A 25,063-nucleotide genomic window follows, 5' to 3' on the forward strand; every position below is an offset into this window, starting at 1 on the left:
CCTTCCGCACCTCCCGCACCTCCCGCACCTCCCGCTTCCCGAGGAGAGCCATGAGCCCCACCGCAAGGAGATCAAGGAGAACCCCCGGAGCCTTACCCGAAGCCCTGACTACAGCCCTGACCACAGCCCTGACCAAAACGTTCTCCAGAGCCGCGCACGGAGCGGCCAGGGCCCTGCGCCACCGGATGGTGGCCCTGCTCGCCGCCCTGCTGCTCCCCGTATCGCTGCTCACCGCGCTCACCGCACCCCCCGCGCACGCGGCGGGCACCCTCACCGCGGCCTTCAGCACGGAGGGCAGCGGCACGTCCTGGCAGGGCAAGTACGTCGTGCGCAACAGCGGCTCCGCCGCGTCCGCCAGCTGGACGCTGGAGTTCGACCTGCCGCCGGGCGTCACCATCAGCGGCCACACCCACGGCGAGGCGACCGTCTCCGGCAGCCACGTCACCGTGAAGAACGCGTACTACAACGGCCGGGTCCCGGCGGGCGGCTCCACCGAGCCGTACAGCTACACGTTCACGGGACGGGGCCCGGTCGGGACGCCGACGGGCTGCACGGTCAACGGCGACAAGTGCGACGGCACGCCGGACAAGCCCCCGACCGCGCCCGGCGCCCCGACGGTCACCACGGCCACGTCCCGCACGATCTCCCTGACCTGGCCCCCGGCGGGCGCGGGCGACTACCCGGTCACGAAGTACGAGGTCCTGAGCGGGACCACCGTGGTGGCGACCTCGGCGACGAACAGCGCGACCGTCACGGACCTGACCCCGGCGACGCGCTACACCTTCACCGTCCGCGCCAAGGACCGGCGCGACAACACCAGCCCGGAGAGTCCGCCGGTCACCGCGACGACCGTCGACCCGGCGACCGACCCGACCCCGCCGACCACGCCCGGCAATCTGCGCGCGACCGGCAAGACGCAGGTCTCGGCGAGCCTGGCCTGGGAGAAGTCGACGGACAACGTGGCCGTGGCCGCGTACGACGTCTACCGCGGCACCGCGCTGGCGAAGACGGTCCCGGCCTCGGCGACCACCGCGACCGTCGAGGGCCTGACCCCCGCCACGGCCTACACCTTCACCGTGAAGGCGCGTGACACCGCCGACAACGCCTCGCCCGCCTCCAACGCCGTGAACGTCACCACGGACGACGCGGCGGGCCCCGGCAACCACCTCAAGGTGGGCTACTTCGCGCAGTGGGGCATCTACGGCCGCCAGCACTTCGTGAAGAACCTGGACACGTCCGGGGCGGCCGCGAAGCTGGACGTCATCAACTACGCGTTCGAGAACGTCGACCCGGTCAACCACACCTGCCTGGCCGGAGTGGTGAAGGGCGTCTCCGGAAACCCGCAGGACCCGGACGAGGGCACCGGCGCGGGCGACGCCGAGGCGGACTACGGCCGCGCCTTCTCCGCCGCCCAGTCGGTGGACGGCGTCGCCGACGACGGCTGGGGCAAGCTGCGCGGCAACTTCAACCAGCTGAAGAAGCTCAAGGCCAAGCACCCGCACCTGAAGGTCGTGGTCTCGCTCGGCGGCTGGACGTTCTCGAAGTTCTTCGCCGACGCGGCGGCCACCCCGGCGTCGCGGGAGAAGTTCGTGAGGTCCTGCGTGGACGTGTGGATCAAGGGCAACCTGCCGGTCTACAACGGCGCGGGCGGCCCCGGCACCGGCGCGGGCGTCTTCGACGGCATCGACATCGACTGGGAGTGGCCGGGCTCCGAGGGCCACCCGGGCAATCACTTCAGCGCCGCCGACAAGAACAACCTCACCGCGCTGCTCGCCGAGTTCCGCAAGCAGCTGGACGCCACCGGCGGCAGCCACAAGCTCCTGACCGCGTTCACCCCGGCCGACCCGGCGAAGATCGAGGCGGGCTGGGACATCAGGAAGATCTTCGAGTACCTGGACTTCGCCAACGTCCAGGGCTACGACTTCCACGGCGCCGGAAGCGACAACTCCTGGGAGCCCAAGCGCACCGGCCACCAGGCGAACCTGCGCCGCGACGCCCAGGACCCGTACCCCTTCGACTTCAGCATGGAGAAGGCGATCCAGACGTATCTGGACGCCGGGGTCAACCCGCGCAAGCTCACCATCGGATTCCCGTTCTACGGCCGGGGCTGGAAGGAGGTCGCCGACGGCGGCGTCAAGGGCGAGTGGCAGGCGGCGAACGGCGCGGCCACCGGCCAGTTCCCCGAGGAGGCGGGCACCAGGGGCTACCACAACCTGATCACCAGCGTCCCGAACCTGACCGTCTACCACGACGAACAGTCCATCTCCACTTACGGCTACACCGGCAACAACGGCCAGTGGTGGAGCTTCGACGACACCTGGTCGATCGGCAAGAAGACCGAGTGGATCAGGTCCAAGGGCCTGCTAGGCGGCATGGTCTGGGAAATGTCCGGCGACACCCCCACCGGCACGCTGATGACGGCACTGGACAACGGCCTGAAGTGAGGTGACGTTCACGACTTCAAGCGCCGGGCAGGCTGATTCAGCCCGTCCGGCGTTTGAGGACGAGGCGCGAAGCGCCAATGGCCGTAAGCGGGGGAACGGGGGCAGCCGCCCCCGGAGCGGGAAGGGGCGGGCCTGGGGCGCACCCGCGAGGCCCCACCCCACCGCCCCCTGTACAGGCCGCTACGCGCGTAGATATGCTCCCCTCGTGACTATGCCGACGACGACACCACCCCCACGGACCGCAGCGCCCGCAGGGCACCCCCTCGCCGACGTCACCACGTCGGCGTCCACGCTGCGCCGCTTCCTGCACGGGCTCCCCGGCGTGGACGCGGTCGGCCTGGAGGCGCGCGCGGCCGGGCTCGGGACCCGCTCGATCAAGACCACGGCGAAGGCGTACGCCATCGACCTGGCCATCTCCATGATCGACCTGACGACCCTGGAGGGTGCCGACACCGCGGGCAAGGTCCGCGCGCTCGGCGCCAAGGCCGTCCACCCGGACCCGACGGACCGCGCCACGCCCCGCACGGCCGCCGTCTGCGTCTACCCGGACATGGTGGCCACCGCCAAGGAGGCCGTCGCGGGCACGGACGTGAAGGTCGCCTCGGTCGCCACGGCGTTCCCCGCGGGCCGCGCCCCGCTGGAGCTGAAGCTGGCGGACGTCCGCGCGGCCGTCGCGGCGGGTGCCGACGAGATCGACATGGTCATCGACCGCGGCGCGTTCCTCTCCGGCGACTACCTGAAGGTGTACGAGGAGATCGTCGCCGTCAAGGAAGCCTCCCAGCACGCGCGCCTCAAGGTCATCTTCGAGACCGGTGAGCTGTCGACGTACGACAACATCCGCCGCGCGAGCTGGCTCGGCATGCTCGCGGGCGCGGACTTCATCAAGACCTCCACCGGCAAGGTCGGCGTGAACGCCACCCCGGCCAACACGCTCCTGATGCTGGAGGCGGTGCGCGACTTCCGCGCGCAGACCGGGGTACAGGTCGGGGTGAAGCCCGCGGGCGGCATCCGCACGTCCAAGGACGCCCTCAAGTTCCTGGTCCTGGTGAACGAGACCGCGGGCGCGGACTGGCTGGATAACCACTGGTTCCGCTTCGGCGCGTCCAGCCTCCTCAACGACCTGCTGATGCAGCGCCAGAAGCTGGCCACCGGACGCTACTCCGGTCCTGACTACGTGACGGTGGACTGATCACCATGGCATCGATTTTCGAGTACGCACCGGCTCCCGAGTCCCGCTCGGTCGTCGACATCGCCCCCTCCTACGGCCTGTTCATCGACGGTGAGTTCACCGACGCGGCCGACGGCAAGGTCTTCAAGACGGTCTCGCCGTCGACCGAGGAGGTCCTGTCCGAGGTCGCGCGGGCCGGCGCGGAGGACGTCGACCGCGCGGTGCGGGCCGCCCGCAAGGCCTTCGAGAAGTGGTCCGCGCTTCCGGGCGCCGAGCGCGCGAAGTACCTCTTCCGCATCGCCCGCATCATCCAGGAGCGCTCCCGCGAGCTCGCCGTCCTGGAGACCCTCGACAACGGCAAGCCGATCAAGGAGACCCGCGACGCGGACCTCCCCCTGGTCGCCGCGCACTTCTTCTACTACGCGGGCTGGGCCGACAAGCTCGACCACGCCGGATACGGCGCGAACCCGCGGCCGCTCGGCGTCGCGGGCCAGGTCATCCCCTGGAACTTCCCGCTCCTGATGCTGGCCTGGAAGATCGCCCCGGCCCTCGCGACGGGCAACACGGTGGTCCTCAAGCCCGCCGAGACGACCCCGCTGTCCGCCCTGTTCTTCGCGGACATCTGCCGCCAGGCGGGCCTGCCCAAGGGCGTCGTCAACATCCTCCCCGGTTACGGCGACGCGGGCGCGGCCCTCACCGCCCACCCGGACGTGAACAAGGTCGCCTTCACCGGCTCCACGGCCGTCGGCAAGGAGATCGCCCGTACGGTCGCGGGCACGGACAAGAAGCTCACCCTGGAGCTGGGCGGCAAGGGCGCCAACATCGTCTTCGACGACGCCCCCATCGACCAGGCCGTCGAGGGCATCGTCACGGGCATCTTCTTCAACCAGGGCCAGGTCTGCTGCGCGGGCAGCAGGCTGCTCGTCCAGGAGTCGGTCCAGGAGGAGCTGCTCGACCGCCTCAAGGGCAGGCTCAGCACGCTGCGCCTCGGCGACCCGCTCGACAAGAACACGGACATCGGCGCGATCAACTCCGCCGAGCAGCTGGCCCGCATCACCGCGCTCGCCGACCAGGGCGAGGCGGAGGGCGCCGAGCGCTGGTCCCCGGCCTGCGAACTGCCCTCCTCCGGTTACTGGTTCGCCCCGACGCTGTTCACGAACGTCACCCAGGCGCACACCATCGCCCGCGACGAGATCTTCGGCCCGGTGCTCTCGGTCCTGACCTTCCGCACCCCCGACGAGGCCGTGGCCAAGGCGAACAACACGCAGTACGGCCTGTCCGCGGGCATCTGGACGGAGAAGGGCTCGCGCATCCTCGCGGTCGCGAACAAGCTCCGCGCCGGGGTCGTCTGGGCCAACACGTTCAACAAGTTCGACCCGACCTCGCCGTTCGGCGGCTACAAGGAGTCGGGCTTCGGCCGCGAGGGCGGCCGCCACGGCCTGGAGGCGTACCTCGCCCCGTCGAGCCCGAAGGGTGAGCGATAAATGAGCAGCGTCGAGAAGTCCGAGCGCTTGTCTGTTTTCAAGACCTACAAGCTGTACGTGGGCGGCAAGTTCCCGCGTTCCGAGAGCGGCCGGGTGTACGAGGTGACCGACTCGAAGGGCAACTGGCTGGCCAACGCACCGCAGTCGTCCCGCAAGGACGCGCGGGACGCGGTGGTGGCGGCGCGCAAGGCGTTCGGCGGCTGGTCGAACGCGACGGCGTATCTGCGCGGCCAGATCCTCTACCGCGTGGCCGAGATGCTTGAGGGCCGCCGCGAGCAGTTCGTGCGGGAGGTCGCCGACGCCGAGGGCCTGTCGAAGTCCAAGGCCGGGGCGATCGTCGACGCGGCGATCGACCGCTGGGTCTGGTACGCGGGCTGGACCGACAAGATCGCCCAGATCGCGGGCGGGGCGAACCCGGTCGCGGGCCCGTTCTTCAACCTGTCCACGCCCGAGCCGACGGGCGTGGTGGCCGTGGTCGCGCCGCGCGACTCCTCGTTCCTCGGCCTGGTGTCCGTGCTCGCCCCGGTGATCGCGACGGGCAACACGGCGGTGGTCATCGCCTCCGAGGAGTCCCCGCTGCCCGCCCTGTCCCTCGGCGAGGTCCTGGCCACGTCGGACGTGCCCGGCGGCGTCGTGAACATCCTCTCCGGCAAGGCGGCGGAGCTCGCGGCCCCGCTGGCGGCGCACCAGGACGTGAACGGCATCGACCTCGCGGGCGCGGGCCCTGACCTGGCCAAGGAACTGGAGGTCGCGGCGGCGGACAACCTGAAGCGCGTCCTGCGTCCACAGGCTGTGGACAGCGCCTGGACCGCGGCCCCGGGCACGGACCGCCTCACCGCCTTCCTGGAGACGAAGACGGTCTGGCACCCCACGGGCTCCCTGGGCGCCTCCGGCTCGGCCTACTGAGCCGCCCGCCCACCTGTTCCACCCCGCGCGCCCATCCGCCCCGAACGGCGGGTGGGCGCGCGGTGCGTCCGGCCGCGGGTCAGCCGGGGAGCGCGCCCGTCACCGTGCCGAGCACCGGCAGGTCCTTGAGCGCCCCGCCCTGGGTCACCGGCCCCGTCGCCGCGGCCGTGGTGAGCGGCTTGAAGTCGGCGACCTGGGTGCCCACCGCGTTGTCGAGGGGGTCCACTCCCGTGCCCGCGAGCGGGTCGAGCTTCAGCCGCTTGGCGGGCCCTGCGACACCCGCCGTGGCGCTCTCCACGGCCTGCGTCAGGGCCGTCCCGGCCGCCGCCGCGTCCACGCTCCCGACGCCTTCCGCCCGCGAGGTGACGGGCGGCGGCGCGGCGCTCGCGTCGAGGGCGCCCACGCCGAGCGCCGCGCCCGCCGCGGACACGGCGATGCCCGCCCGCAGGAGCGCCCTCGCGGGGGCGGAGGACGCCGCGGGCGCGGCGTTCCGCGCCTGGGACCGGGCTGGGTTTCGCGCCATCTGGACCACCTACCGATATCTCTGTGTGTAATCACAAGCACACGCAGAGTAGTTGACGCGACGCATCCACACCAAAGGCCGCGCGGCCATGGCCCCAGGGCCCTTCTGAACGGGCCCTAGGAGTCCAGATAGCGCAGCACGGCGAGGACGCGGCGGCTGTAGGCCGAGGTCCGGGTCAGACCGAGCTTCTCGAAGATCGTGTTGATGTTCTTCTCCACCGTGCTCTGCGCGATGTGGAGCTTCTCGCCGATGGCCGCGTTGGTGTGCCCCTGGGCCATCGCCGCGAGCACCTCGCGCTCGCGCGGCGTCAGTGTGGCGAGGGGGTCGACGTGGGTGGTGCGGGCGAGGAGCTGGCGTACGACTTCGGGGTCGATGGCGGCGCCGCCCGCGTGCACCCGCTCCAGGGACTCCAGGAACTCCTCGACCTGGGCGACGCGGTCCTTGAGCAGATAGCCCACGCGCGCCGAGTCGCTGGCGAGCAGCTGGGCCGCGTACCGCTTCTCGACGTGCTGGGAGAGCACGAGCACGCCCACCCCGGGGTGGCGCGCGCGGATCTCCAGGGCCGCGCGGATGCCTTCGTCGGTGTGGGTGGGGGGCATGCGGATGTCGGCCACGATCACGTCGGGGGCGTGTTCCTCCACGGCCTCGACGAGGGCGGCGCCGTCGCCGACCGCCGCGAGGACCTCGTGGCCCTCCTCGGTGAGCAGGCGTACGAGCCCCTCGCGCAGCAGGGTCGAGTCTTCGGCGAGGACTAGGCGCACGGGAGCTCCGCGGTGATGGTGGTGGGCCCGCCCACGGGACTGTGGACGCGCAGGTCGCCGTCGAGGGCGGCGGCCCGGCGGCGCAGCCCGGACAGGCCTGTGCCCTCCGGGTCCGCGCCGCCGCGGCCGTCGTCCTGGACCTGGACGACGACCGTGCCCCCGGCCTGGCGGACGCTGACGTGGATGCGGCCGGCACCGGAGTGCTTGGCGGCGTTCGTGACGCACTCGGACACCACGAAGTAGGCGGCCGTCCGCGTCGTCGGCTCCAGCTCCGCGGCGATCCCGTACTCGATGCGCAGCGGAATGCCGCAGCGTTCGGCGACCCCGGCGAGCGCCTCCTCAAGGCCGAGGCTGTCGAGGGCCGACGGGTAGGCCCGCCAGGCCACCTCGCGCAGTTCGCCGAGGACGTCCTGGGCGTCCTTGTGGGCCTGCCGCAGCAGTTCGGCGGCCTTGCCGGGGTTGCGGTTGGCGCGGCCGAGCAGCATCGCGAGGGCCACCAGGCGCTGTTGTACGCCGTCGTGCAGGTCCCGCTCGATGCGGCGGCGCTCGGCGTCGACGACCTCGACGATGCCCGCCCTGCTGGTCGCGAGCTCCGCGATGCGCCGCTGGAGGAGCTCCCGCTCGGAGGGCCCGAAGCACTTCCTGGCCTGCCGCCGGTCGGCCGCGGCCAGCGAAAGCAGCCCTTGGACGTCGAGGAAGAGCAGGACGCCGCCGAGCAGCACCTGCCCCAGGAGCTCGCCCGCGCGGGTGCCGCCGCGCACGACCCCGTCGGCGAGCAGCGCCGCGAGGACCACACCGACGCCGAGCAGCCCGGCCACGACGGCGGACAGCAGTCCCGTACCGATGCGGGCGGCGAGGTACGGCAGGTCGTTGCGGGGGTCGTGGGCGGCGGGAAAGGAGTCGCCGAAGAACGCGGTCCGCCGCCGCCGCTCGAGCGCGGTGAGCCGCGCGGCGCCCGCGGCGAGGGACCGGCGGGCCGCGGGCCGGGTGCGCGGCCACAGCAGGGCGGGGGCGAGGGCGAGGCCGACGGTCAGGAAGTACAGCCCGGCGAGCAGGCTGGTGGGGATGCCGAGCAGGAGTCCGGCCGCCTGGCGGGTCCCCGGCGCGGGGGTCTCCGGCCCGGGGCCCGCCGTCACCGGGGCCTCGGCCCTGGCCTGGGCACTGCCGTCGGACGCCTCCCCCCACACGGTTGCCGACCCTAGCGGCGCCGCGTCCGGCTGGGCAAGATCACCACTGGCGTACGGGCCCCCGGCCATCAGGACCGCCGGTGCTGGGCCCGCCGCCCGCGGCTGAGACGGGAGCCGATGAACGCGAGCACCGCGAGCAGCACCAGGACGAGGACGGCCTTCGACAGGACGCCCACATAGCCCTCGACCAGCTCCCACTGGTCGCCCAGCCAGTAACCGGCGAGCACAAGGACCGAGTTCCAGATCAGGCTGCCCGCGGCCGTCAGCGCCAGGAACACCGCGAGCCCCATCCGCTCAACGCCCGCGGGCACCGATATCAGGCTCCGGAAGATCGGCACCATGCGGCCGAAGAACACCGCCTTCGTGCCGTGCCGGGCGAACCAGTCCTCGGTCCGCTCCAGGTCCGAGACCTTCACCAGCGGCAGCCTCGCCCAGATCGCGTGCATCCGCTCGCGCCCGATTAGCGCCCCGATCCAGTACAGCGCGAGCGCCCCCACGACCGAGCCCAAGGTGGTCCAGAACAGCGCGGACGCCAGACTGAGCACACCCTGTCCGGCCGCGAACCCCGTCAGCGGCAGAATCACCTCGCTCGGCAGCGGCGGGAACAGGTTCTCCAGGGCGATGGCCAGGCCGGCTCCGGGGCCGCCCATCCGGTCGACGAGATCGGCGGCCCACCCGGCGATGCCACCGGCGGGCTCTTCGGACAGGGCCAGGATCGTGGACCGCATGCAGCACCTCAGAAGTTCGGTGGAGGGGAGGGAAGCGACGGTGGCACGATCGCGCCACCCGCTGTCCACCAGCCTAAAAACCCGAGGTCACACCCACCACGGGGGAATCCATCCACCCTCGCACGGTCAACCGCGGGCCCCACCCTGCGGAAAACCACACCCTCAGACCGGGCGAAACCCCCGGCCGCGACGAGACATTCCCATCAAACACCGCCCCACCGGGTCGTTTCCCCGCCGGGATGCCTCACACTGGTCTCTCGTGAGTTCCCATGTTCCGGAACTCACGCTCAAGAACTGCTTCTGACCTGCGGAAATCCGCTCAAGGCCGTCCGATCCGGTGCACACATGTGCGCACCGAAATAGCGGGGGACCTCGACTCAAGGGACGCACGCCGCCAGCACGTCGCTCCGACGGCAAGCGACGACCCCTCGACCGTGTGCACGTACCGGCGAGGGCCACGCGGTGCCCTAAGGACCAGTGACAGCAGGGGTGTCCTTCGAGGTGCATCGGGGAGCGGATGCGACCGGTTCCATGCTGGTGCCACCGACGGAATGGGCTTGCCCAGGTGACGAAACGCGGTCGACGGTCGGCCGGGCATCACGGCTCTGCCTGCGCCCGCACCGCAGCTGGCTCCCGTTAGCGGTCATCACCCGGGATCACGGACACAGCCGCGCGGGATCGACGCCTGACGGAAGCCACGTTCCCGCAGGTCAGTCAATTCCGTCGGTGGCCCTGCTGGGCACGGCAGACCGGCCGCCGTGAGACTGCCGCCAACCCGTACGGGCCAACCGCCGCGCCCCGCTTCCGGGCTGCCTCCCTGCCGGGGCGGACGCACCGAGGCACCGTGCCAGCGCACCTGTACGGGTGTCAGCTCGCCCATGACGTGATCCCCCACCTGGGCTGGGGAACTGACAGCCCGACGATCTGCCACACCTGCGACAACCACTCCTGTCAGCAGCCTGAACACCTGCGGCTCGGCATACCGACCGAGAACCGGGCCGAGTGCCTGGAGCGACGACGCGACCCCACTAGTCCTCTGGCGGATCTCCGCAGACCCGCCGGACGCGCGCGACGTCGCCGCCGCGGTACGTGCGGGGCTCGCACTCAGGGAGTCCGACTTGAGATCACCCGTCGGATCAGAGCGGCAGCGGCGGCGGGCAGACCGTTGAGCCTGTGGTGAGCACGGGGCTTCGGATTTGTCAGGAACCCCCGGTCATCTTGGTGTCAAGCTGGACGATAGTCGGCTTCCGGCCGGTCGCGAGATCGAGTTCGCTGAACTCCCACTCCGCGATCCGAGTTCCTTTGGGCACTCGGTAGATGAACTTCATCTTGTCCTTGAATCCAGGCTGAAGCTGATCATTACAATCAGGGTTTCCCGAAACCTTGTATAGGTCATCAATGGTGTCGTAGCGGCGTCCTTCGATGTCGATCAGAGCGTTGACGATCGGGAGGCTGCAAGTCAGATCCATGCTCTGCTTTGCGTCGTTGAAGACGACCGTCGTCAGGGTGACGAACTTCGCGCCATCACCAGCCTCCTTTCGGCCAGCGATCAGCGTGATGGCATCTGCCTCATGGACATGATTAATGGTGACAACCGCGCCGCCGCTACGGGCTTGTTGACCGATCTTGTATTCCGCGGACCTACTCGGCGAGGGGGACGGAGATTGGTCGGTCTCTGGACTTTGCGGTGGGCGCGTGTCCTGCCAGATCGACGGAGACGGCGCAGAACCATCGGAGGATAGATCTTCCTTGCCACTGGTGTCGGATGTGATGGCGTAGACGAGGCCGCCTACGGTCGCCAGCAAGACGCCTGCGAGGCAGATGGACGCCGTCCTCCACGGGTTCCGGTGGGCCTTAGGCGGAACGCTCGGCGCTGGAGGTAAGGAAGTGTTGGGATCAGGAGTGGGAGCGGACAACGAGGAATGCCTCTCTGCGGGTGAGTTGAGCGTCACTCAGGCAGGTGACGGGACTGGCTATATGGCTAGGCTGTAGCTGGTCTTCACTGGAGTAATGGAGTAGTTAGAGGGCAGTCGGCGGTCAGGTGTCGCAGCCGATTCCGTCGCCGTCGCGATCCAGGTGGGGGGCGTATCCGGGCTGGCCTCGGTGGATGGGGGCGGCGCCTGCGGCGCGTGCGGCGTCACAGTTGCGGTAAAAGGCGCCGCCACCTCCGCCAGTGCTGGACGAGCCGCCCGAGGAAGAGTCGCCGCCGGTGCTGCCGCCGCTGGTGTTGGTGTTGCGGTCGTCAGTACGGTCGCGATAGTCGGGGTCTCCATCGTCGTCCTTGTCCGGGAGGTCGGGGAAGTCCTCACCGGCTGTGGGGCAGCCGTTCGACGGCTTCGAGACGCGCAGCTTCGCCGTGCCAATCTGGTCGACCTTCCCGCCCTTTGCTGGATGCTGTGAGCAGACCGTCCACGCGTCGTACTTGCCCTCTGCGGGCAATGTGTCGTTGCTGTACGCGGCTACGGCTTCGACATCCTCGGCGGGGACGCCCAGGTCGGTGACGGCCCTGTGCGCATCCTTGAAGGTCTTGCCGGTCACGTCCGGCATGACGGGCCAGGGAATCGCTCCGCCATCCGCGCTGGGGCACTTCTCGTCGGCCTTGACCGCCGCGAAGTCGATGCCCTTGCCGTCGCCGGGTAGGCTGCTCGTCCTCTGGAAGCAGACGACCCAGGCGGAGTGCATCCAGATGGATCGCTTCTGATCGGAAGCGTCGTGGGAGCCGACCGTGAACCCGGCCGCCTTGGCCCGGGCCTGGGCCTCCTTGAGGTTCCGGCCGGTGTAGTCGGCCGTCTTCACAGCCTTGGCGGTGGGGGCGTCGTCACGGTCAGGAGACGCTGCCGACTTCGGCTTCGCTGAGGTGCTGGTGTTCTTCCCGTCGTCGGTGTCGGGCAGGCACATCCCGCACAGGACGACGGCGGCGATGGTCACCCCGATCTTTCCGCCCTTGGGCCACGCACCGAGCCAGACGAGGGTGATCGCGGCGAGCAGAGCGAGGACACCGAGGCCGCTCCAGATCAAGGTGAGGACCGGGACAGTGGCGAGCGCGGCGATACGGGCTGAGTTAGACCTCCACCACTCAGGCCGGGCCGCCGGGGGTGCGGGGTAGGGGCGGTTGTACGGGTTCACGTGCGCTTCGCTCGCATCTGTTGGGGGTTTGGAATGGACCCGCCCTTGTCTCCCGGGCCGGCTCGATGGACTAGCGGGGACCGGAGAGTCGAACTGGCCGGCGGGTGGCCGGAGTGTGCGGCCCGGAGCGTTGACTGAGGGCTCATGCGGTGGCCTTCCTGCTCGGGGTGACAGGGTCCAGTGACGAGCGGGGCGCTGCGGGCGAGTTCGTTGACGGTGCACCGGCTGGTCTACCCGAAGGGCAGAGGGAACAGCGCGGCCGGAGGGCGGGTATCGGTGGGCGGCTGAGCACAAGGTCGGCCTGGAAGGTGAAGCCAGGCTTCACGGGCAGCGGGCCGAGTTCACACGGTCGGCGGCCTGGCCGATGGCCTCGGTATTCGGCCGTCACATCACGTGTGTCCTCTGCTGACAGACCCTTCTTACCGCATGTCTTACCGCATGCTGTGCATGGTCCGCGGCGTCCGCCCGATGTCATGGCACGGCTGGGCAGCGAAATGAATCCCGGCTCTCTGCCCACGGTGTCGCGGATCAACCGCTCTCGTGGCCTCGCATGGCCGGGAGCAGGACGTCGGCCAGGGCGGCGATGTCGGCGGCCATGTCGATGTCGGGTTCCAGGAGCCACTGCAGTTGCAGGCCGTCGGTCACGGCGATGAGGATCCGGGCCGCGCGCTCCGGCGTCATCACCCCAGCGCCGGAAGGGCGTGCTGGGGTGCCGGAATGGGTGGCCGTGGCCTCATCCAGAAAGGTGGACAGGGCCTGGCGGTGGCGGGCGTAGCGGTCGGTGAAGAAGGCATGGGCGGGGTGCTCGGGTTCGGCTGCTGCTGCGGCCAGGTCGACGAAGAGCTTGACGAGCCCGGGGGTTGAGGCGTTGTCGGCCAGGATCCGCAGGCTGGCCTCTCCCTGATTGGCGAGCCCGCTGTAGGCCTGCTCGGCCGCAGCGTCCCGCGCCTCCAACACCGCCGTGAGGAGTGCCTCCCTGCTGCCGAAGTGGTGCAGGACTCCGGCGTCGGTCATATCGACCCGCTGGGCGATGTCACGGACCGACACCTTGCGGCTGCCCGCCTCGGCGTAGGCGGCCAGGGCCGCGTCGATGATCTGCTGCCGCTTCGCCGTGGTCTTGGCGTAGGGCCCCCTGGGCTTACTCATGAGCGGATCCTACAATCGAAAACCTTGAACAACAATGTTTTGGGTGGTTAGGGTGAGCCGCACCCTGCTGAAGCGGGTGCCGCAGGCTCGGATCCTGTCGGGGTGCAGAGAAACATCAGGTCAAGGGCCCTGTCGCCCGATGAGAGGACACCCATGAACGCACCCCGCCAGCCACACGATCAATCGATACCGCACGATGCCTTCACAGCCCTCTTTCTCCCGATGGGCATCGCATGTGCAATCGCCAGCTTTCTCGCCCTCGCCGCTCTCGGTGCCCTCATCGAAGGTGAGCTTGCGGGCTCTCTCATGTGTCTGGCACTAGCTACCGCGGTCGGCTACGCCGCCTGGCGCCTCTACTGGCCGGGTATACGGCGGGAACACGCGCTGAAGCGGTGGACAGCACGTCAGACCGTGGATGACTTCGAGCGCTACCGGGCCATGTACCGGTCCGCCACCGCCATCTGCCGCAGCCTGACCGATACCGCCCGCGGCATGCGGGGCGCCCTGGACGCGGCCATGGTCGCCGACCCCACGCATGACACCATCACCCGCGCCCGGAGCATCGACACCATCTCGACCACCCTCGACCGGATCGTCACCATCCTCGACATCGGCACTCGTGCCGCCGCCCACGGGGACGTTCACACACTCCTCCACGGCGTCGCCGAGGTCGAGCAGCTCGCCGCCAGCGTCGGCCGCGCCGCCGCGGAGTTGAGCACCACCGGAAACAGCGACGACGTCGACGGTATCGTCGAGCGGCTATGGAGCGCTCTCGGGGTTCTAGACGAACTCCGCGCCGTCACACCGCGCTGACCTGCTGGCGCTGGCCATTAGAGCTGGAGGTTCGGCTCCGGTCAGACCTGTTGGCACCGCTTGGACCACTGACAGCAGGCCATTCGCGCCGCGCGTCGGAGACAACGTCCGACGCCGGCCTCCTGCCGACCCCCAACCCGCAGCCCCCACGGGGCAGTTCGCTGTACGCTCGCGGACGAAATCGACAACATGCGCGCCACCGCGTCGAGCGTCAGGAAACTGAGCGGCCACATGGCGTTCGTCGCCCGGATCGTCGAGGGCGACGTCCCGCTCGCCCGAAGCTTCGACCGGGGCGACCCATGGGGAGTCGCAGCGCGCGACACCGATCGCCAGGACTACGGTGGCCCGGCCATCGTGCCCACCTTGTGGCAGCCACTCCACCTCGCGCGAAGCGCCGCGCACCACCAGGTAGCGGGGCAGGAGGACGAGAACATCACGTACCCGGAGGCGATGGCGGGGATCGGGATCTGGGAGTCCAAGGCCGCGTCCCTCAGGCGACGCCGTGACCGGGACGCAGCAGTCGACGCAGAGTACTGCGGCGTACGTGCGACCGGTGAGGGTGAGCTGTGCCGTACGAACAACGGTCGCATCTCCGAGAAGCCCCACGGCGGCCGTCAGCGGGAGGCCGAAGAAGTGATCGACGCCCGGCTCGGTGCCCTTGGCGACCATCCGGTCGCCGTGCCGGATGCCCGGTAGAGATCTCCCCGCAGGAAGCGCGACGGCCCGCTCCTCGCCCGGAGCCGGCCGTGTGATGCCGTAGCACACGGCGGGCCGCTGGATAGTCCTCGGTGAGCTTTGGGGAAGCAACACGCAGAAGATCCGACGGATGCACTCATTCGCTGTGCAGTGCCGGAGCCCAGGGACGAACATGTCCCCATGCCCGAGGCGATATGGATCAAGTTGATTGGCACACTGCCCAGTTTCTTCTGGGCGACCTTCGCCACCGTCGTCTATCTGACGTTACGAGGGACGATCATCCAGAAAATGGTCCCGAGGGTCACTGCACTGCGGGCTCTCGGAATCGAGGTGGAGATGGCTGGTCAACTACTCGACGAAGCCGCCGAGGACAGTGATACCCCCGTGACTCCTAGTGTGAAGCGTGGAGTCCTGAACAGACTTGACCACGCGGCTGCCACATTGAAGGGCGGCAGGATCCTCTGGATTGACGACCACCCCGAGAACAACAGTGCCTTGATCAGTCTTTTCCGCTCCCTGGACATGGTCGTAGACACGGCTCGTTCGACCAGAGAGGGGTTGGCCTCGCTGCGCCGTGGCTCCTACGACATCCTCCTCAGCGACATCGATCGTGACGGAGACCCTCAGGCGGGGATCCACATGCTGCGCGAGTTGGAGAGGAGGGAGATCGATCTCCCCGTCGTGGTGCACTCGGTGAACTTCGACTCTGAACTCGGAGTGGATCGTCGCATCTTTGCTGCAACCCATCGTCCAGTTGAAATTGTGCACTACGTAATCGATCTGATGGAACGAGTCAGGTTCGGGTCACCGGAGTTCTGAGGTCGGTTGAGCAACTCTACGCCGCAACTACTGCTGAACGTGACCCCACCGAGCCCTGCCTCCCCCCGGCAGGATGAGCGGTTCGGTGAGGTGAGGATCATTCCGGCTTGCTTGGGTGTACCTGCAGCTTGGACGCGGCAGGCAAGGTCGAATACGTCCAGAGCAGCAGCCCATTGGTAGCGGCCCGTAGCTTCTCCGCAACCTCGCGCGCTTCGCCCAGCTCTTCATGCGGGCGAAGGTGTGCTCGACGCGAGCACGAACCTTGCGGTGTGAGCGATTGTGCTCCTCTTTCCAGGCCGGGTGTTCGGCCTGGCCGGGTTCGCGGCGGTGCGGGATCAACAGGCCAGTGCCGCGGTATCCGCCGTCGGCGATCACTGTGGCGTTGCCGACGGCGGCCTTCGCGCCGGACAACTCCCATGCCTTGCAGTCGTTGCGGTTATCGGGCAGGGGCTGGCCAACGGCGACGACGAGCCGCATATCGGCGTCGATGACGACCTGGTGGCTGGTGGAGTACCGGTAGTTCTTCGACTGCTCGGCCACCGAATGGTCATGACGTGGGGACCAAAGTGCCGTCCACGATGAGCACGGCGCCCTTGCCGAACCGTCTGCGCTGCCGCAGCGCGAGCAGCGGTGCGGGGCGACTGATGATGCGATCGGCTGCAGACTTCGAGACTCCGGACAACGGCGCGAGCTGGCGCAGCGTCAAGTTCGTGCGCCAGTACGCCGCGACCAGCAGAACGCGATCTTCCAGGACCAGGCTTCACGGTCGGCCTCATCGGACCGCGTTCGCTCCCTCACAGCGCAGGGTGGTCACCAGCGTGCCGAAGCAGCGCGGGCTCAGCCCTCTGAACGGGCCTGTCCAGGACGGCTGTAACGCCGTGATCACCGCTGCCATGTCAAGATCGTCCCACTACCCCGGAGCCCACGGTTATGGAGCTCAGCACCTGCCCGGGAATCTGTTCGGCGCTCTCGTCACCAACCGGTACGGTGCGATGCAGGACCAGGGGGATGAGCGGGTGCGCCCAGTGCTGTTCGTGGATGTGGACGGACCGCTGAACCCGTATGCCGCGAAGCCGCACCGTCGGCCCGATGGCTATCAGACGCACCGCTTGCTGACCCCTCGGTGGGAGGCCGCCGAGCGGCGCCGGCTGACTGAGTGGGGGCTGCCGAACAAGCCCGCGAAGCCGCTGCGGGTGTGGCTCAACCCGGATCACGGCCCGGCGCTGGAGGCGCTTCCCTTCGATCTGGTGTGGGCGACAACGTGGGAGGAAGAAGCCAACACCTTCGTCGCGCCAGTCCTGGGGTTGCCCGAACTGCCCTTCATTCCCGGGCTTTTTCCACGGCCCGAGCCCGCAGACAGTGTGCTCTGGAAGACGCCTGAGATCGTCGCGTGGGCGAAAGGCCGTGCCTTCGCCTGGGTCGACGACGAGATCACAGATGCGGATCGTACCTGGGTGAACGAACACCATGGCGGCCCCGCCCTACTGCACCGGGTCGACCCACGACGCGGCCTTGCCATCGACGACTTCGCCGCGCTGACGGCATGGGCAACCGGCCTTGAATGACTTCGCAGCCGGCCGACGACCCGCTGCGACGCCGTGCCGCGTGATCATTACGGGACAAGTCCTAGCCCAAGGTGGTGGTGTAGGCGGACACGGCGGTGTAGGCGACCTCGGCCCGGCGCCCTGCGGGGGTTTCGGCGGGTGCGTGGGCGAGGAAGTCGCGGGTGGCGCCGGTGAAGGTGATGGCTCCTTCGGTGAGGACGGTGACGTGGTCGGCTTCTTCGGCCAGGTCGGCGACATCGTGCGTGGACATCAGGACCTGCACTTCGTCGGTGGCGAGGTGCAGGATCAGGTCGCGGAAGACGCGGCGCTGGGTGGGGTCCATTCCGGCGGTGGGTTCGTCCAGGAGGAGGATGCGGGCGTCGTGGACGAGGGATGAGGCGACTCCGACGCGCCGGAGCTGCCCGCCGGAGAGCTGTTTGGTCTTCGTGTCCGCGCGGTCTTTCATCTGGACACGGTCGAGGGCGGTGTTTGCCGCGGTCCATGCGTCAGCGCGGTTCATGCCTTTGAGCCAGCCGGTGTAGGCGACTTGTTCGCGGGCGGTGAGGCCCGTCATCGCGGTGATCGTCTGGGGCATCCAGGCGACCCTGGTGCGGTATTCCCGGGAGGTTGACGGCAGGCGGCCCAGACGGACGGTGCCGGTGGTGGGCTGGTTGACGCCTGCGGCGAGCTTCAACAGGGTGGACTTTCCCGCCCCGTTGGGGCCGAGGAGAACGGTGAAGCCCTCTGGCGTGGTGTAGGAGAGATGGTCGAGGATGCGCGGCTTGTTGCGTCCGTAGGCATAGGAAACAGCGCCGATTTCGACAGGCATAGGGGGCCTTTCACACGTGACGGTGGACGCGGGCCTGAGCGACGAGTCCGCCGAGGAAGACGAGCAAGCAGAGGGCGAGGGCGGGCATGCTGGCTGGGGCGTGCAGAGTGAGGGCCCACGGCCACGGACGGTGGTAGTCGGCGTGGCCGAGGAACATGATCACGAAGACCCACCCCACCGGGGCGACCGTGGCTGCCTTGGGGTGCACCGCTTCCGCGAGCAGCAGGACGCCGGTGAGGAAGGCGGTGTTGCGGCCCACCATGGTCGCTTCGTCAGAGCCCGTGGCGGCTCCGACGAACAGGCCTGCCAGGGCTGCTGTCAGCACGCACGTCACGACCAGGAGCGTGTCCAGGCGGCGTAGGTTCCGTGTGGCCAGGGCCTCGGCCTCGATGAGTCGTTGGGCGAGGCTGTGGGCCAGGGTGGATGTGATGACGAGCGGGATGATCTGCATGAGGAACACGCGGTTCCCCCCGGCGGTCAGCATGCCCGGCAGTTCGATGGACCGGTCGTGTGCGACGGCGACGATCACCGTGAACGCCGTGACGCCGGGCAGGAGCACGGGGAGCAGGAGCCGTGCTTTGATCCACCAGATCACGAGGCTGCTCCCTGGCCGACGAGGCGGCAGGCCTTGGCCTGTTCCCTGTGAAACCAGCGTGCCTGCTGCTTGGCGGGGAGTTCGAGGGCGTTGCCGACGCGCTCTTGCACCTTCGCCAGGACTGCGCGGGGGTTTCGCAGAGCGCCCCCGTACTCGGCCCTGCGCCACGCCAGATAGGGCTTGTCGGCGTCGATGCGGGTGGCGGCCCACAGCACGGCGGCGTCGTGGTTGACGACATAGTCGGCGGACTGACCCGATTCGAACGAGACCGGGAAGGCGCAGGGGAAGGTGACGGCGGTGCGCAGGACCGCGTAGCGGATGAACGTCATGCCTCCGCCCAGCTGTCCGGCCTGCCGTGACAGCGGCAGCCACCACGTCGAGGCCGAGGAGCCCTTGCGGTCGCGGCCGTTGAGCAGGCTGTCGGAGACGGTCTCGGGCACTCGCACCTTCACTCCTGCCTGGCGGAGCTTGGCCACCGACCGCACGATCTCCCCGCGGACCTGGTCGAGTCTGTCGACGGCTCCGCCCGTCTCAGCCATGCACACGCGTGGGGCGTGGCCGGTGCAGCGCGCGGCCGCGTGCCCAGAGGTGACGGGACCGTCCGCGATCGCCCATCCCGAGGCGACGTTGGTGCACGCTGCCATGACCGCGACCGCAGCCACAGCGGACGCGCCGCGTATCGCCCACCGGCTGGCTCCGGCTGTGCGTATCCACCACACCGCCACCGCGGCTGCCAGAGCGGTGACGAACAGCAGGGGGATGAGGAGCGTGGCAGCACCGTACTGCTCGCCGAAGCCCAGTGACGTGTCCGGCTGACCCGAGACGTGCCGGGGCCACAGCGGGTCGTCGTACTTCACGGTTTCGACGATGACGTAGAAGACGGCGACGGCCGACAGCGGCGCGGAGATCATCCTGGGGGTGAGATGGCCGACGGCGCATCCGAGCACCGCGTAGGCACACACGATGCCCATGGCCATGGCGAGCGGCGACAGGGCGGCCGGAGTCGGGAAGAGCCGGGTCTCGACCAGCCGCATCACCACCGGCAATACGAGGATGAGCCAGCCGGCGGCGACGACCGGCAACAGCGTGTGCGCAGCGACCCGGTACCGGGACCGGCCCGGCGCGAGCTGCCACACCCCGTCTCTTCTCAGCCGCCCGCCTTCCCAGACCGCGAGGCCGAGGGTGATGGCATAGGCGAAGACATAGAAGTAGGACAGGGCCACCTCGACCTGCTCAGGTGCCCACAGCGGGCCCGCGAGGACCTCGTCGTAGGAGTCTTCGAAGTGCAGGGCGTAGAAGTAGTAGAAGCCGATGATGCCGAGCCAGACCGGCGCGGTCCACACGGCTGGAGTGGTGCGGAGTCGGGTGCGAAGGTTCAAGGAGACCAGACCGCTCTGTGAAGAATGGGCAGAAGCCGGGAAGCGCACGTGCGCTTCCCGGCTGCGTCACATCAGGTGAGCCGTGGTCAGTCGGCCTTCGAGACGTCGACGTACACCTTCTTCACCGTCAACTCAGTCCGGATGTGCTCGGATCCGTTGTGCCGGGGAATCGTGAAGTACCGGTTGTCACCGCCCGAGTAGTGCGCGTCCCACTCGCCCCGCGACGTCTTGCTCGAACCGTCGAAGCACTTGGAGAACGTCTTCGTTCCCATGCTCTTGTCCAAGCCGAACGGGATGGCCTGGTGCAGCGTGATGTCCAGGGAGTGTCCCGCGGTCCCCTTCAGCGAGCACCCGGTGAACTTGATCTCGGTGTAGTCGTTGTCAGCCCAGTGACGCGACTCCTTGTTTCCCGTGAACCAGCCCTTGATCTCACTAGTGAAGTTCTGGGCCTGGATCCCGCCCTCGTCCGGGGCCTGCAACTCGAACAGCCCCTCCTCGCTGGTATCGACGGCGGACGCGTCGTCAGCGATCTCCGTGGCGGCACCGGCGGGAACGGTGTCGTCGGCCGTGGCGGCGGCGGTGAGCAGCGTGCTCGCCGTGAACGTGCTGACGAGTACCGCGCAGGTGCGGGTGAGGATGCGATGACGGGTTGCGGCTGTGGACATAGTTCTAGAGTTCCCCCTCCAAAACAGCGGTGTCGGGCACAACGGCAGGCCCCCACGCCTCGTGAGCGTGACGACGGTGTGCCCTTTCGGTGAAGATCACATAAGCAGGGGGTTACATCACACGCCGTGACGGAGCCCACAATTCCGTGTCATGGACCCGTCTATAGCGGGGAGGATTCAGCCCGCGAAGGACCTGCCTGTCGGCTCGCACTGGCGGCCCTGGCCTTGGAGCCCGAGGAACTGGCGCTCCACCGTCCGTTGGAGGCGGGAGTGAGGTGGCTCGGCGAGCGCGCGGAACGGGGGCACGTCTTGGGGCGGGTTCGAGCCGGACGTGTGGGTGCGCCGCCTGGGTGCGCCGATGGTGAGGGAGTGGCGACGTACGCCTCGTACGTGCATCAGCGCGAGTTCGCCCTGCAGGGCGTGCCGAACGCCGCGACGCCACGGAGATCCATCAGAAGGACCCTAACCCCGCCCAGAGATCCATAACCCGACCTGAGCCCCAGAAGCTCAGCACCTTTGATGCAGAGATATCGAGAGGGAGTCCCAGGTTGGGAAAAGGTCAATGGGAAGGAAGAGCGCCTTCATCTATGGGTCGCGCCCGGTCATGCGCAGGTCCCAAGCCAGCACGTGTGGCGGACATCGGAATCGTGAGATGTCGATTCTGCTCGCTGAGCGTTTCGGGCGCCCACGAGTGACGTACTGATAGATGTTGCGACAGATTTTCCTGATGGCCGAGGACGGGGTGATCAGTTTCGTATTCCACAGTCGTACCGTGCTGTCGTGGCTACCGGTGGCCAGGGTGTGACCGTCCGGACTGAACAGCACGGCCTCGACGCTGTTGAGATGACCAGTGAGGGTGCTACGGCTCTTGCCAGTGGTGGTGTTCCACAGCCGTACAGTGCCATCCATGCCGCCAGCAGCTAGGGTGCGCCCGTCCGGACTGAAGGCCACCACGTTGATGCGGCCGGTACCGCCAACGAGAGCGCGCGACTTTCCGGTAGCCACATCCCACAGCCGCACGGTGCCGACTTCGCTGCCAGCAGCCACTGTGCGGGCATCCCGATTGAACGCCAGCGTGGTGATGTCATCGGTCTCGCCGATGAGAGTAGTGCGAGGCTTGCCGGTGGCAACGTTGAGCCGTCGTATCTTGAGGATGTCTCTGTTCTTGGCTGAGTCCCACTCGGCATCGCCGATGACCAAGGTCCGCCCGTCCGGGCTGAACGCCATTGCCTGAGGGTTACTGAAGTGGCCAGTGAGCACGCGGCTCTTTCCAGTGGAGGTGCTCCACAGTCGTAAATTGCCACCCTCGTTGAGGGCGGCCAGAGTGCGCCCATCCGGGCTGAACGTCACCCTACCGATGCTGCTGGTATCGCCCACAAGGAAGCGTGATTTCCTCGCAGTCACGTCCCATAGGTGCATCACCAGATTCTTTTGTCCGCTATAGCGAGTGGCCAGAACGTGACCACCTGGCCCAAACGCCACTGAGGAGAACGGTCCGGCAGGGCCGGTGCCACCGGCGGTGCGGCCTTTCCCCGTGACGGTATTCCACACGCGCACTGTGTTGTCGCGGCCGCCAGTGGCCAAGGTGCGGCCGTCCGGACTGAACGCCAGAGCATGGACACTCTCGGGGCCCGTAAGTCGTTGCTCGCGTGGGAATGCAGCAGCTTCATACAGCCTGGTGACGGCTTCCGCAGTGGGGGCAGTGCGGTACGCGCGAATCGCCAACAGCATGGATCGAAGAGGGTCACTGCGCATGAGCGAGGTGGACTGCGCGGCGAACTGCCGGGATTGGGCCAGCCGTCGTTGGCGCTCGCTGCTGCGGCTCTGATCCCAGGCAAGCAGACCTGCGGTCAGGGCCAGGGCGAGCAGCACGGATACGGCGATGGCGAACCGGCGCAGCCGTCGGGTGGTACGGGTGGCTGCGTGTTGTTCCTGGTCGCGGGCGTCGGTACTGGCGTTGAGGAAGGCGCTTTCCACGTCCGTGAGGTGAGTGTGACGGTGAGGGTGGAGGAACTGTTCTTCGGCGCTTGCCAGGCGGGTTCCCCGGTACAAGGCGCCTGAGTCCCGGTCGAGTTCGGCCCACGCTGTGGCGGCCTCGGTCAAGCGCCGGTGGGCGCGCAGGTGTTCGCGGTCTTCCTCGATCCATCCATGGAGCCGGGGCCATGCGGTGATCAGTGCCTCGTGGGCCAGGTCGACGACGGTGTCTTCAAGGGTGATCAAGCGGGCGCGGCACAGCAGGTTGAGGACGGTGCGGGTGTCAGTGCGCCGGTCTTCTTCCAGCTCGCTCGCATCGATGGGGCGGCGGGTGTCCGGGGTGCCCTCGCCCGGGGTGATCAGGCGTAGCAGGATGCGCCGGGCTGTGTCGGCCTGGGCGGGGGTCAGTTGGGTGTAGCAGTCTTCGGCGGTCTGGGCGATGGCGCCGCGGAGGCCGCCGGAAGCCTCGTACGCCTTCATGGTCAGGGTACGGCCGCGGCGTCGGCGCCAGGTCTCCAGCAGTGCGTGCTCCAGCAGCGGAAGTGCCCCCGGCTCCTCTCCGACTTCCTTTATAAGATGCGCCGTCAACGTCCGCTCAACGATCAGGCCCTCGGCTGCGGCCGGTTTGACGATGGCCTCTCTCAGCTCGGACAGTGTCATGCGCCCGACCGGCAGGCTCGCTTCCCGGATGACCGCGTCCAGGCCTGGCTGTTCCAGACACCGGGCATAGAAGTCGGCTCGTACCCCCAGCACCACCCGCAGCCGACTGTTGGGGTGGCGGGCGGCCAGCAGGCGGGTGATGAACTCGCTGCGTTCTGTGAAGATCTCCTCCAACTGGTCCACGACCAGCCACGTCTCCCTATCCCCGGGTGCCGCGGGGAGCAGGGCGTTGGCACGGATGCGCAGGGGGTGTGCGCCGGGGGTGAGGATGCGGATCGCCGCCGGGCGCAGCCCGCTGTCCGTGCTGTGGCGCAGGCGCGGGATGAGTCCGGCGCGCAGGAGAGAGGACTTGCCACTGCCGGACGGGCCGAAGACCGCCGTGACCGGGTGCTGTCGGGCGAGCTGTATCAGCTGGTCGGTCAGGTGATCCCGGCCGAAGAACAGGTGCGCGTCGGCTGCCTCGAAGCGGGCCAGGCCCCGGTAGGGCGCCTCTGCGGTGTCCTCGTCGGCGGCCGTGGTCTCGCTCTCCTCGCGGACGGCAGCGTGCCAGCGCCGCTCCCAGCCCTGTTCGTCGCCTCCGCAGGATTTGACATAGGCAAGTGTCAGGTCCAGGGAAGGCAGTTTCTCCCCAGCGGCGGCCTGGGACAGCGCGGTGATCGAATAGCCGGTGCGCTCGGCCATCACCCGGTAGGCGATGCCCCCGGCCTCGTCGCGCAGCTTGCGCAACTCCACCGCGAACCGTGCCACCGGCCCCGCCGTCGGATCAACCGGCTTTTCCCTGCGCCCCACCCTGATTCCCCCGACACCCGGATGATCGCTTGAGGGGCACGCTACGGATCCGGCAAAAGCCGGACAAGCCGCCCGTCAGCCATCCCCAGTACCCGCGCCCGGCCGGAACCCGATTGTTTACCCCCACGGACCTGGGCTGATGAACAACACCCCACCGAGGTGAACTCGATGCCGGACCGCCCCAGGCGCTCCAGCCCTCCCCCTCGGAGGTGCACGAACGAACGGGGGTGCGCCCGGCCAGGCTGAGGCCTTCCGGGCGCCGGCACCAAGCACACGCAAGGAGGGCAGACGCCCGGCGAGCCTCGGGAACGAGGCCGGACGCGGGACCACCGGCACGAGCGTCTGCCTTCTGACCGCTGACACCAAGGAGTTCTACTTTGCGAAGCACGAAGCTCGGCCGCAGCGCGGTCATGGCGCTGGCGGCCACCACGCTGGCCGCCAGCGGAGTACTCGCCGCATCCGCCTCGGCTCCGGCGCAGCCCACCACGGAACGCAGCAGCGCCGCCGCCCCGTCAGACTGTCCGTACGGCTACTTCTGCGGTTACAAGGACGCCAACTTCAAGCGTCTGGCGTTCCGGTACAAGGACTGCTACCTGCAGGAGATCCCCGACGGGCTCAACAGCGGTGGCTCCTGGTACAACAACCAGACCAGGGGAACCAGGGCGAAAATGTACAACAAGAACAAGCAGCTCATCTACACCACCCCCGGAGCCCCCTCGTCTGACTCCCACGGCGACTGGCGTCCGGTGTGGTACGTCGACGCCTGCTGACGAGCCACCCGGGCCCGGGGTGAGTCACGGCACAACGCAAGCCCGGCACGGCAGGGC

The 25,063-nt window shown here is 68.7% G+C and carries 21 protein-coding genes and 1 pseudogene; 9 read left to right on the top strand and 13 right to left on the bottom strand.

Annotation, left to right across the window (positions count from 1 at the left end; all coding sequences use genetic code 11):
• Positions 1-185 precede the first annotated feature (185 nt).
• From AC07A4_RS02360 to AC07A4_RS02375, 4 genes are all read left to right on the top strand, one after another.
• On the top strand, positions 186-2,444 hold the full coding sequence (locus AC07A4_RS02360) for a glycosyl hydrolase family 18 protein (protein WP_478592860.1): 2,259 nt from the start codon (positions 186-188) through the stop codon (positions 2,442-2,444).
• 211 nt (positions 2,445-2,655) lie between these two features.
• Entirely contained in the window at positions 2,656-3,633 is a 978-nt protein-coding gene (gene deoC / locus AC07A4_RS02365) for a deoxyribose-phosphate aldolase (RefSeq protein ID WP_478592863.1), read from the top strand.
• Between the two features lie 5 nt (positions 3,634-3,638).
• Positions 3,639-5,096, top strand: a complete 1,458-nt coding sequence (locus AC07A4_RS02370; protein ID WP_478591797.1) for an aldehyde dehydrogenase family protein — start codon at positions 3,639-3,641, stop codon at positions 5,094-5,096.
• The gene (locus tag AC07A4_RS02375) at positions 5,097-6,002 is read left to right on the top strand and encodes an aldehyde dehydrogenase family protein (protein WP_478591800.1); all 906 of its coding nucleotides are present in this window, start codon (positions 5,097-5,099) and stop codon (positions 6,000-6,002) included.
• A 79-nt stretch (positions 6,003-6,081) separates the two neighbouring features.
• Here the strand turns inward: AC07A4_RS02375 and AC07A4_RS02380 are convergent, their stop codons facing one another.
• The 7 genes from AC07A4_RS02380 to AC07A4_RS02410 all read right to left on the bottom strand — a co-directional run bounded on the left by AC07A4_RS02380 (position 6,082) and on the right by AC07A4_RS02410 (position 13,473).
• Positions 6,082-6,525 (bottom strand): hypothetical protein, encoded by a 444-nt coding sequence (locus tag AC07A4_RS02380; protein WP_478591803.1) that lies wholly within the window; start codon positions 6,523-6,525, stop codon positions 6,082-6,084.
• 116 nt (positions 6,526-6,641) lie between these two features.
• Complete coding sequence (locus AC07A4_RS02385) at positions 6,642-7,286, bottom strand: response regulator transcription factor (protein ID WP_478591805.1); 645 nt, start codon at positions 7,284-7,286, stop codon at positions 6,642-6,644.
• Positions 7,277-8,473: a sensor histidine kinase gene (locus AC07A4_RS02390; protein ID WP_478591808.1), complete on the bottom strand. Its 1,197-nt coding sequence runs from the start codon at positions 8,471-8,473 to the stop codon at positions 7,277-7,279. Before AC07A4_RS02390 ends, AC07A4_RS02385 begins: the two co-directional genes overlap by 10 nt.
• Positions 8,474-8,541: 68 nt before the next feature.
• Complete coding sequence (locus AC07A4_RS02395) at positions 8,542-9,201, bottom strand: DedA family protein (RefSeq protein WP_478591810.1); 660 nt, start codon at positions 9,199-9,201, stop codon at positions 8,542-8,544.
• Positions 9,202-10,400: 1,199 nt separating this feature from the next.
• On the bottom strand, positions 10,401-11,006 hold the full coding sequence (locus AC07A4_RS02400) for a hypothetical protein (RefSeq protein ID WP_478591812.1): 606 nt from the start codon (positions 11,004-11,006) through the stop codon (positions 10,401-10,403).
• Between the two features lie 232 nt (positions 11,007-11,238).
• Positions 11,239-12,129, bottom strand: a complete 891-nt coding sequence (locus AC07A4_RS02405; protein ID WP_478591814.1) for an excalibur calcium-binding domain-containing protein — start codon at positions 12,127-12,129, stop codon at positions 11,239-11,241.
• A gap of 726 nt (positions 12,130-12,855) precedes the next feature.
• Positions 12,856-13,473: a TetR/AcrR family transcriptional regulator gene (locus tag AC07A4_RS02410; RefSeq protein WP_478591816.1), complete on the bottom strand. Its 618-nt coding sequence runs from the start codon at positions 13,471-13,473 to the stop codon at positions 12,856-12,858.
• A gap of 411 nt (positions 13,474-13,884) precedes the next feature.
• On the opposite strand from AC07A4_RS02410, the gene AC07A4_RS02415 reads away from it, so the two are divergent.
• The 3 genes from AC07A4_RS02415 to AC07A4_RS02425 all read left to right on the top strand — a co-directional run bounded on the left by AC07A4_RS02415 (position 13,885) and on the right by AC07A4_RS02425 (position 15,801).
• Complete coding sequence (locus AC07A4_RS02415) at positions 13,885-14,286, top strand: hypothetical protein (RefSeq protein ID WP_478591818.1); 402 nt, start codon at positions 13,885-13,887, stop codon at positions 14,284-14,286.
• A 189-nt stretch (positions 14,287-14,475) separates the two neighbouring features.
• A complete protein-coding gene (locus AC07A4_RS02420) occupies positions 14,476-14,982 on the top strand; it encodes a zinc finger domain-containing protein (RefSeq protein WP_478591820.1) in 507 nt (168 codons plus the stop codon).
• Between the two features lie 180 nt (positions 14,983-15,162).
• Positions 15,163-15,801 carry a response regulator gene (locus AC07A4_RS02425; RefSeq protein ID WP_478591823.1) on the top strand — a complete coding sequence of 213 codons (639 nt, stop codon included), beginning with the start codon at positions 15,163-15,165 and terminating at the stop codon, positions 15,799-15,801.
• 216 nt (positions 15,802-16,017) lie between these two features.
• Here AC07A4_RS02425 and AC07A4_RS02430 read toward each other — a convergent pair.
• Positions 16,018-16,696, bottom strand: a pseudogene (locus tag AC07A4_RS02430) (transposase); the annotation flags it as partial.
• 97 nt (positions 16,697-16,793) lie between these two features.
• On the opposite strand from AC07A4_RS02430, the gene AC07A4_RS02435 reads away from it, so the two are divergent.
• On the top strand, positions 16,794-17,366 hold the full coding sequence (locus AC07A4_RS02435; protein ID WP_478591826.1) for an HAD domain-containing protein: 573 nt from the start codon (positions 16,794-16,796) through the stop codon (positions 17,364-17,366).
• Between the two features lie 61 nt (positions 17,367-17,427).
• Here the strand turns inward: AC07A4_RS02435 and AC07A4_RS02440 are convergent, their stop codons facing one another.
• From AC07A4_RS02440 to AC07A4_RS02460, 5 genes are all read right to left on the bottom strand, one after another.
• Complete coding sequence (locus AC07A4_RS02440) at positions 17,428-18,174, bottom strand: ABC transporter ATP-binding protein (protein WP_478591828.1); 747 nt, start codon at positions 18,172-18,174, stop codon at positions 17,428-17,430.
• A 10-nt stretch (positions 18,175-18,184) separates the two neighbouring features.
• Complete coding sequence (locus AC07A4_RS02445) at positions 18,185-18,769, bottom strand: hypothetical protein (RefSeq protein ID WP_478591830.1); 585 nt, start codon at positions 18,767-18,769, stop codon at positions 18,185-18,187.
• Positions 18,766-20,112, bottom strand: coding sequence for a hypothetical protein (locus AC07A4_RS02450; RefSeq protein ID WP_478591833.1), 1,347 nt, complete (start codon positions 20,110-20,112; stop codon positions 18,766-18,768). Before AC07A4_RS02450 ends, AC07A4_RS02445 begins: the two co-directional genes overlap by 4 nt.
• Positions 20,113-20,234: 122 nt before the next feature.
• A complete protein-coding gene (locus AC07A4_RS02455) occupies positions 20,235-20,813 on the bottom strand; it encodes a hypothetical protein (protein ID WP_478591835.1) in 579 nt (192 codons plus the stop codon).
• A 585-nt stretch (positions 20,814-21,398) separates the two neighbouring features.
• Entirely contained in the window at positions 21,399-24,179 is a 2,781-nt protein-coding gene (locus tag AC07A4_RS02460; RefSeq protein WP_478591837.1) for an nSTAND1 domain-containing NTPase, read from the bottom strand.
• A 434-nt stretch (positions 24,180-24,613) separates the two neighbouring features.
• On the opposite strand from AC07A4_RS02460, the gene AC07A4_RS02465 reads away from it, so the two are divergent.
• A complete protein-coding gene (locus tag AC07A4_RS02465; protein ID WP_478591839.1) occupies positions 24,614-25,006 on the top strand; it encodes a hypothetical protein in 393 nt (130 codons plus the stop codon).
• The last annotated feature ends 57 nt before the right edge of the window (positions 25,007-25,063 follow it).

It is taken from the genome of Streptomyces sp. NPDC043996, from assembly GCF_056435225.1.

Bases quoted from the DNA above. Each gene is read 5' to 3' on its own strand.
- AC07A4_RS02370 (WP_478591797.1), top strand. From the start codon at position 3,639: ATGGCATCGATTTTCGAGTACGCACCGGCTCCCGAGTCCCGCTCGGTC.
- deoC (WP_478592863.1), top strand. From the start codon at position 2,656: ATGCCGACGACGACACCACCCCCACGGACCGCAGCGCCCGCAGGGCAC.
- AC07A4_RS02410 (WP_478591816.1), bottom strand. From the start codon at position 13,473: ATGAGTAAGCCCAGGGGGCCCTACGCCAAGACCACGGCGAAGCGGCAG.
- AC07A4_RS02380 (WP_478591803.1), bottom strand. From the start codon at position 6,525: ATGGCGCGAAACCCAGCCCGGTCCCAGGCGCGGAACGCCGCGCCCGCG.
- AC07A4_RS02455 (WP_478591835.1), bottom strand. From the start codon at position 20,813: ATGTCCACAGCCGCAACCCGTCATCGCATCCTCACCCGCACCTGCGCG.
- AC07A4_RS02440 (WP_478591828.1), bottom strand. From the start codon at position 18,174: ATGCCTGTCGAAATCGGCGCTGTTTCCTATGCCTACGGACGCAACAAG.
- AC07A4_RS02420 (WP_478591820.1), top strand. From the start codon at position 14,476: ATGCGCGCCACCGCGTCGAGCGTCAGGAAACTGAGCGGCCACATGGCG.
- AC07A4_RS02435 (WP_478591826.1), top strand. From the start codon at position 16,794: ATGCAGGACCAGGGGGATGAGCGGGTGCGCCCAGTGCTGTTCGTGGAT.
- AC07A4_RS02360 (WP_478592860.1), top strand. From the start codon at position 186: ATGGTGGCCCTGCTCGCCGCCCTGCTGCTCCCCGTATCGCTGCTCACC.
- AC07A4_RS02395 (WP_478591810.1), bottom strand. From the start codon at position 9,201: ATGCGGTCCACGATCCTGGCCCTGTCCGAAGAGCCCGCCGGTGGCATC.
- AC07A4_RS02425 (WP_478591823.1), top strand. From the start codon at position 15,163: ATGCCCGAGGCGATATGGATCAAGTTGATTGGCACACTGCCCAGTTTC.
- AC07A4_RS02375 (WP_478591800.1), top strand. From the start codon at position 5,097: ATGAGCAGCGTCGAGAAGTCCGAGCGCTTGTCTGTTTTCAAGACCTAC.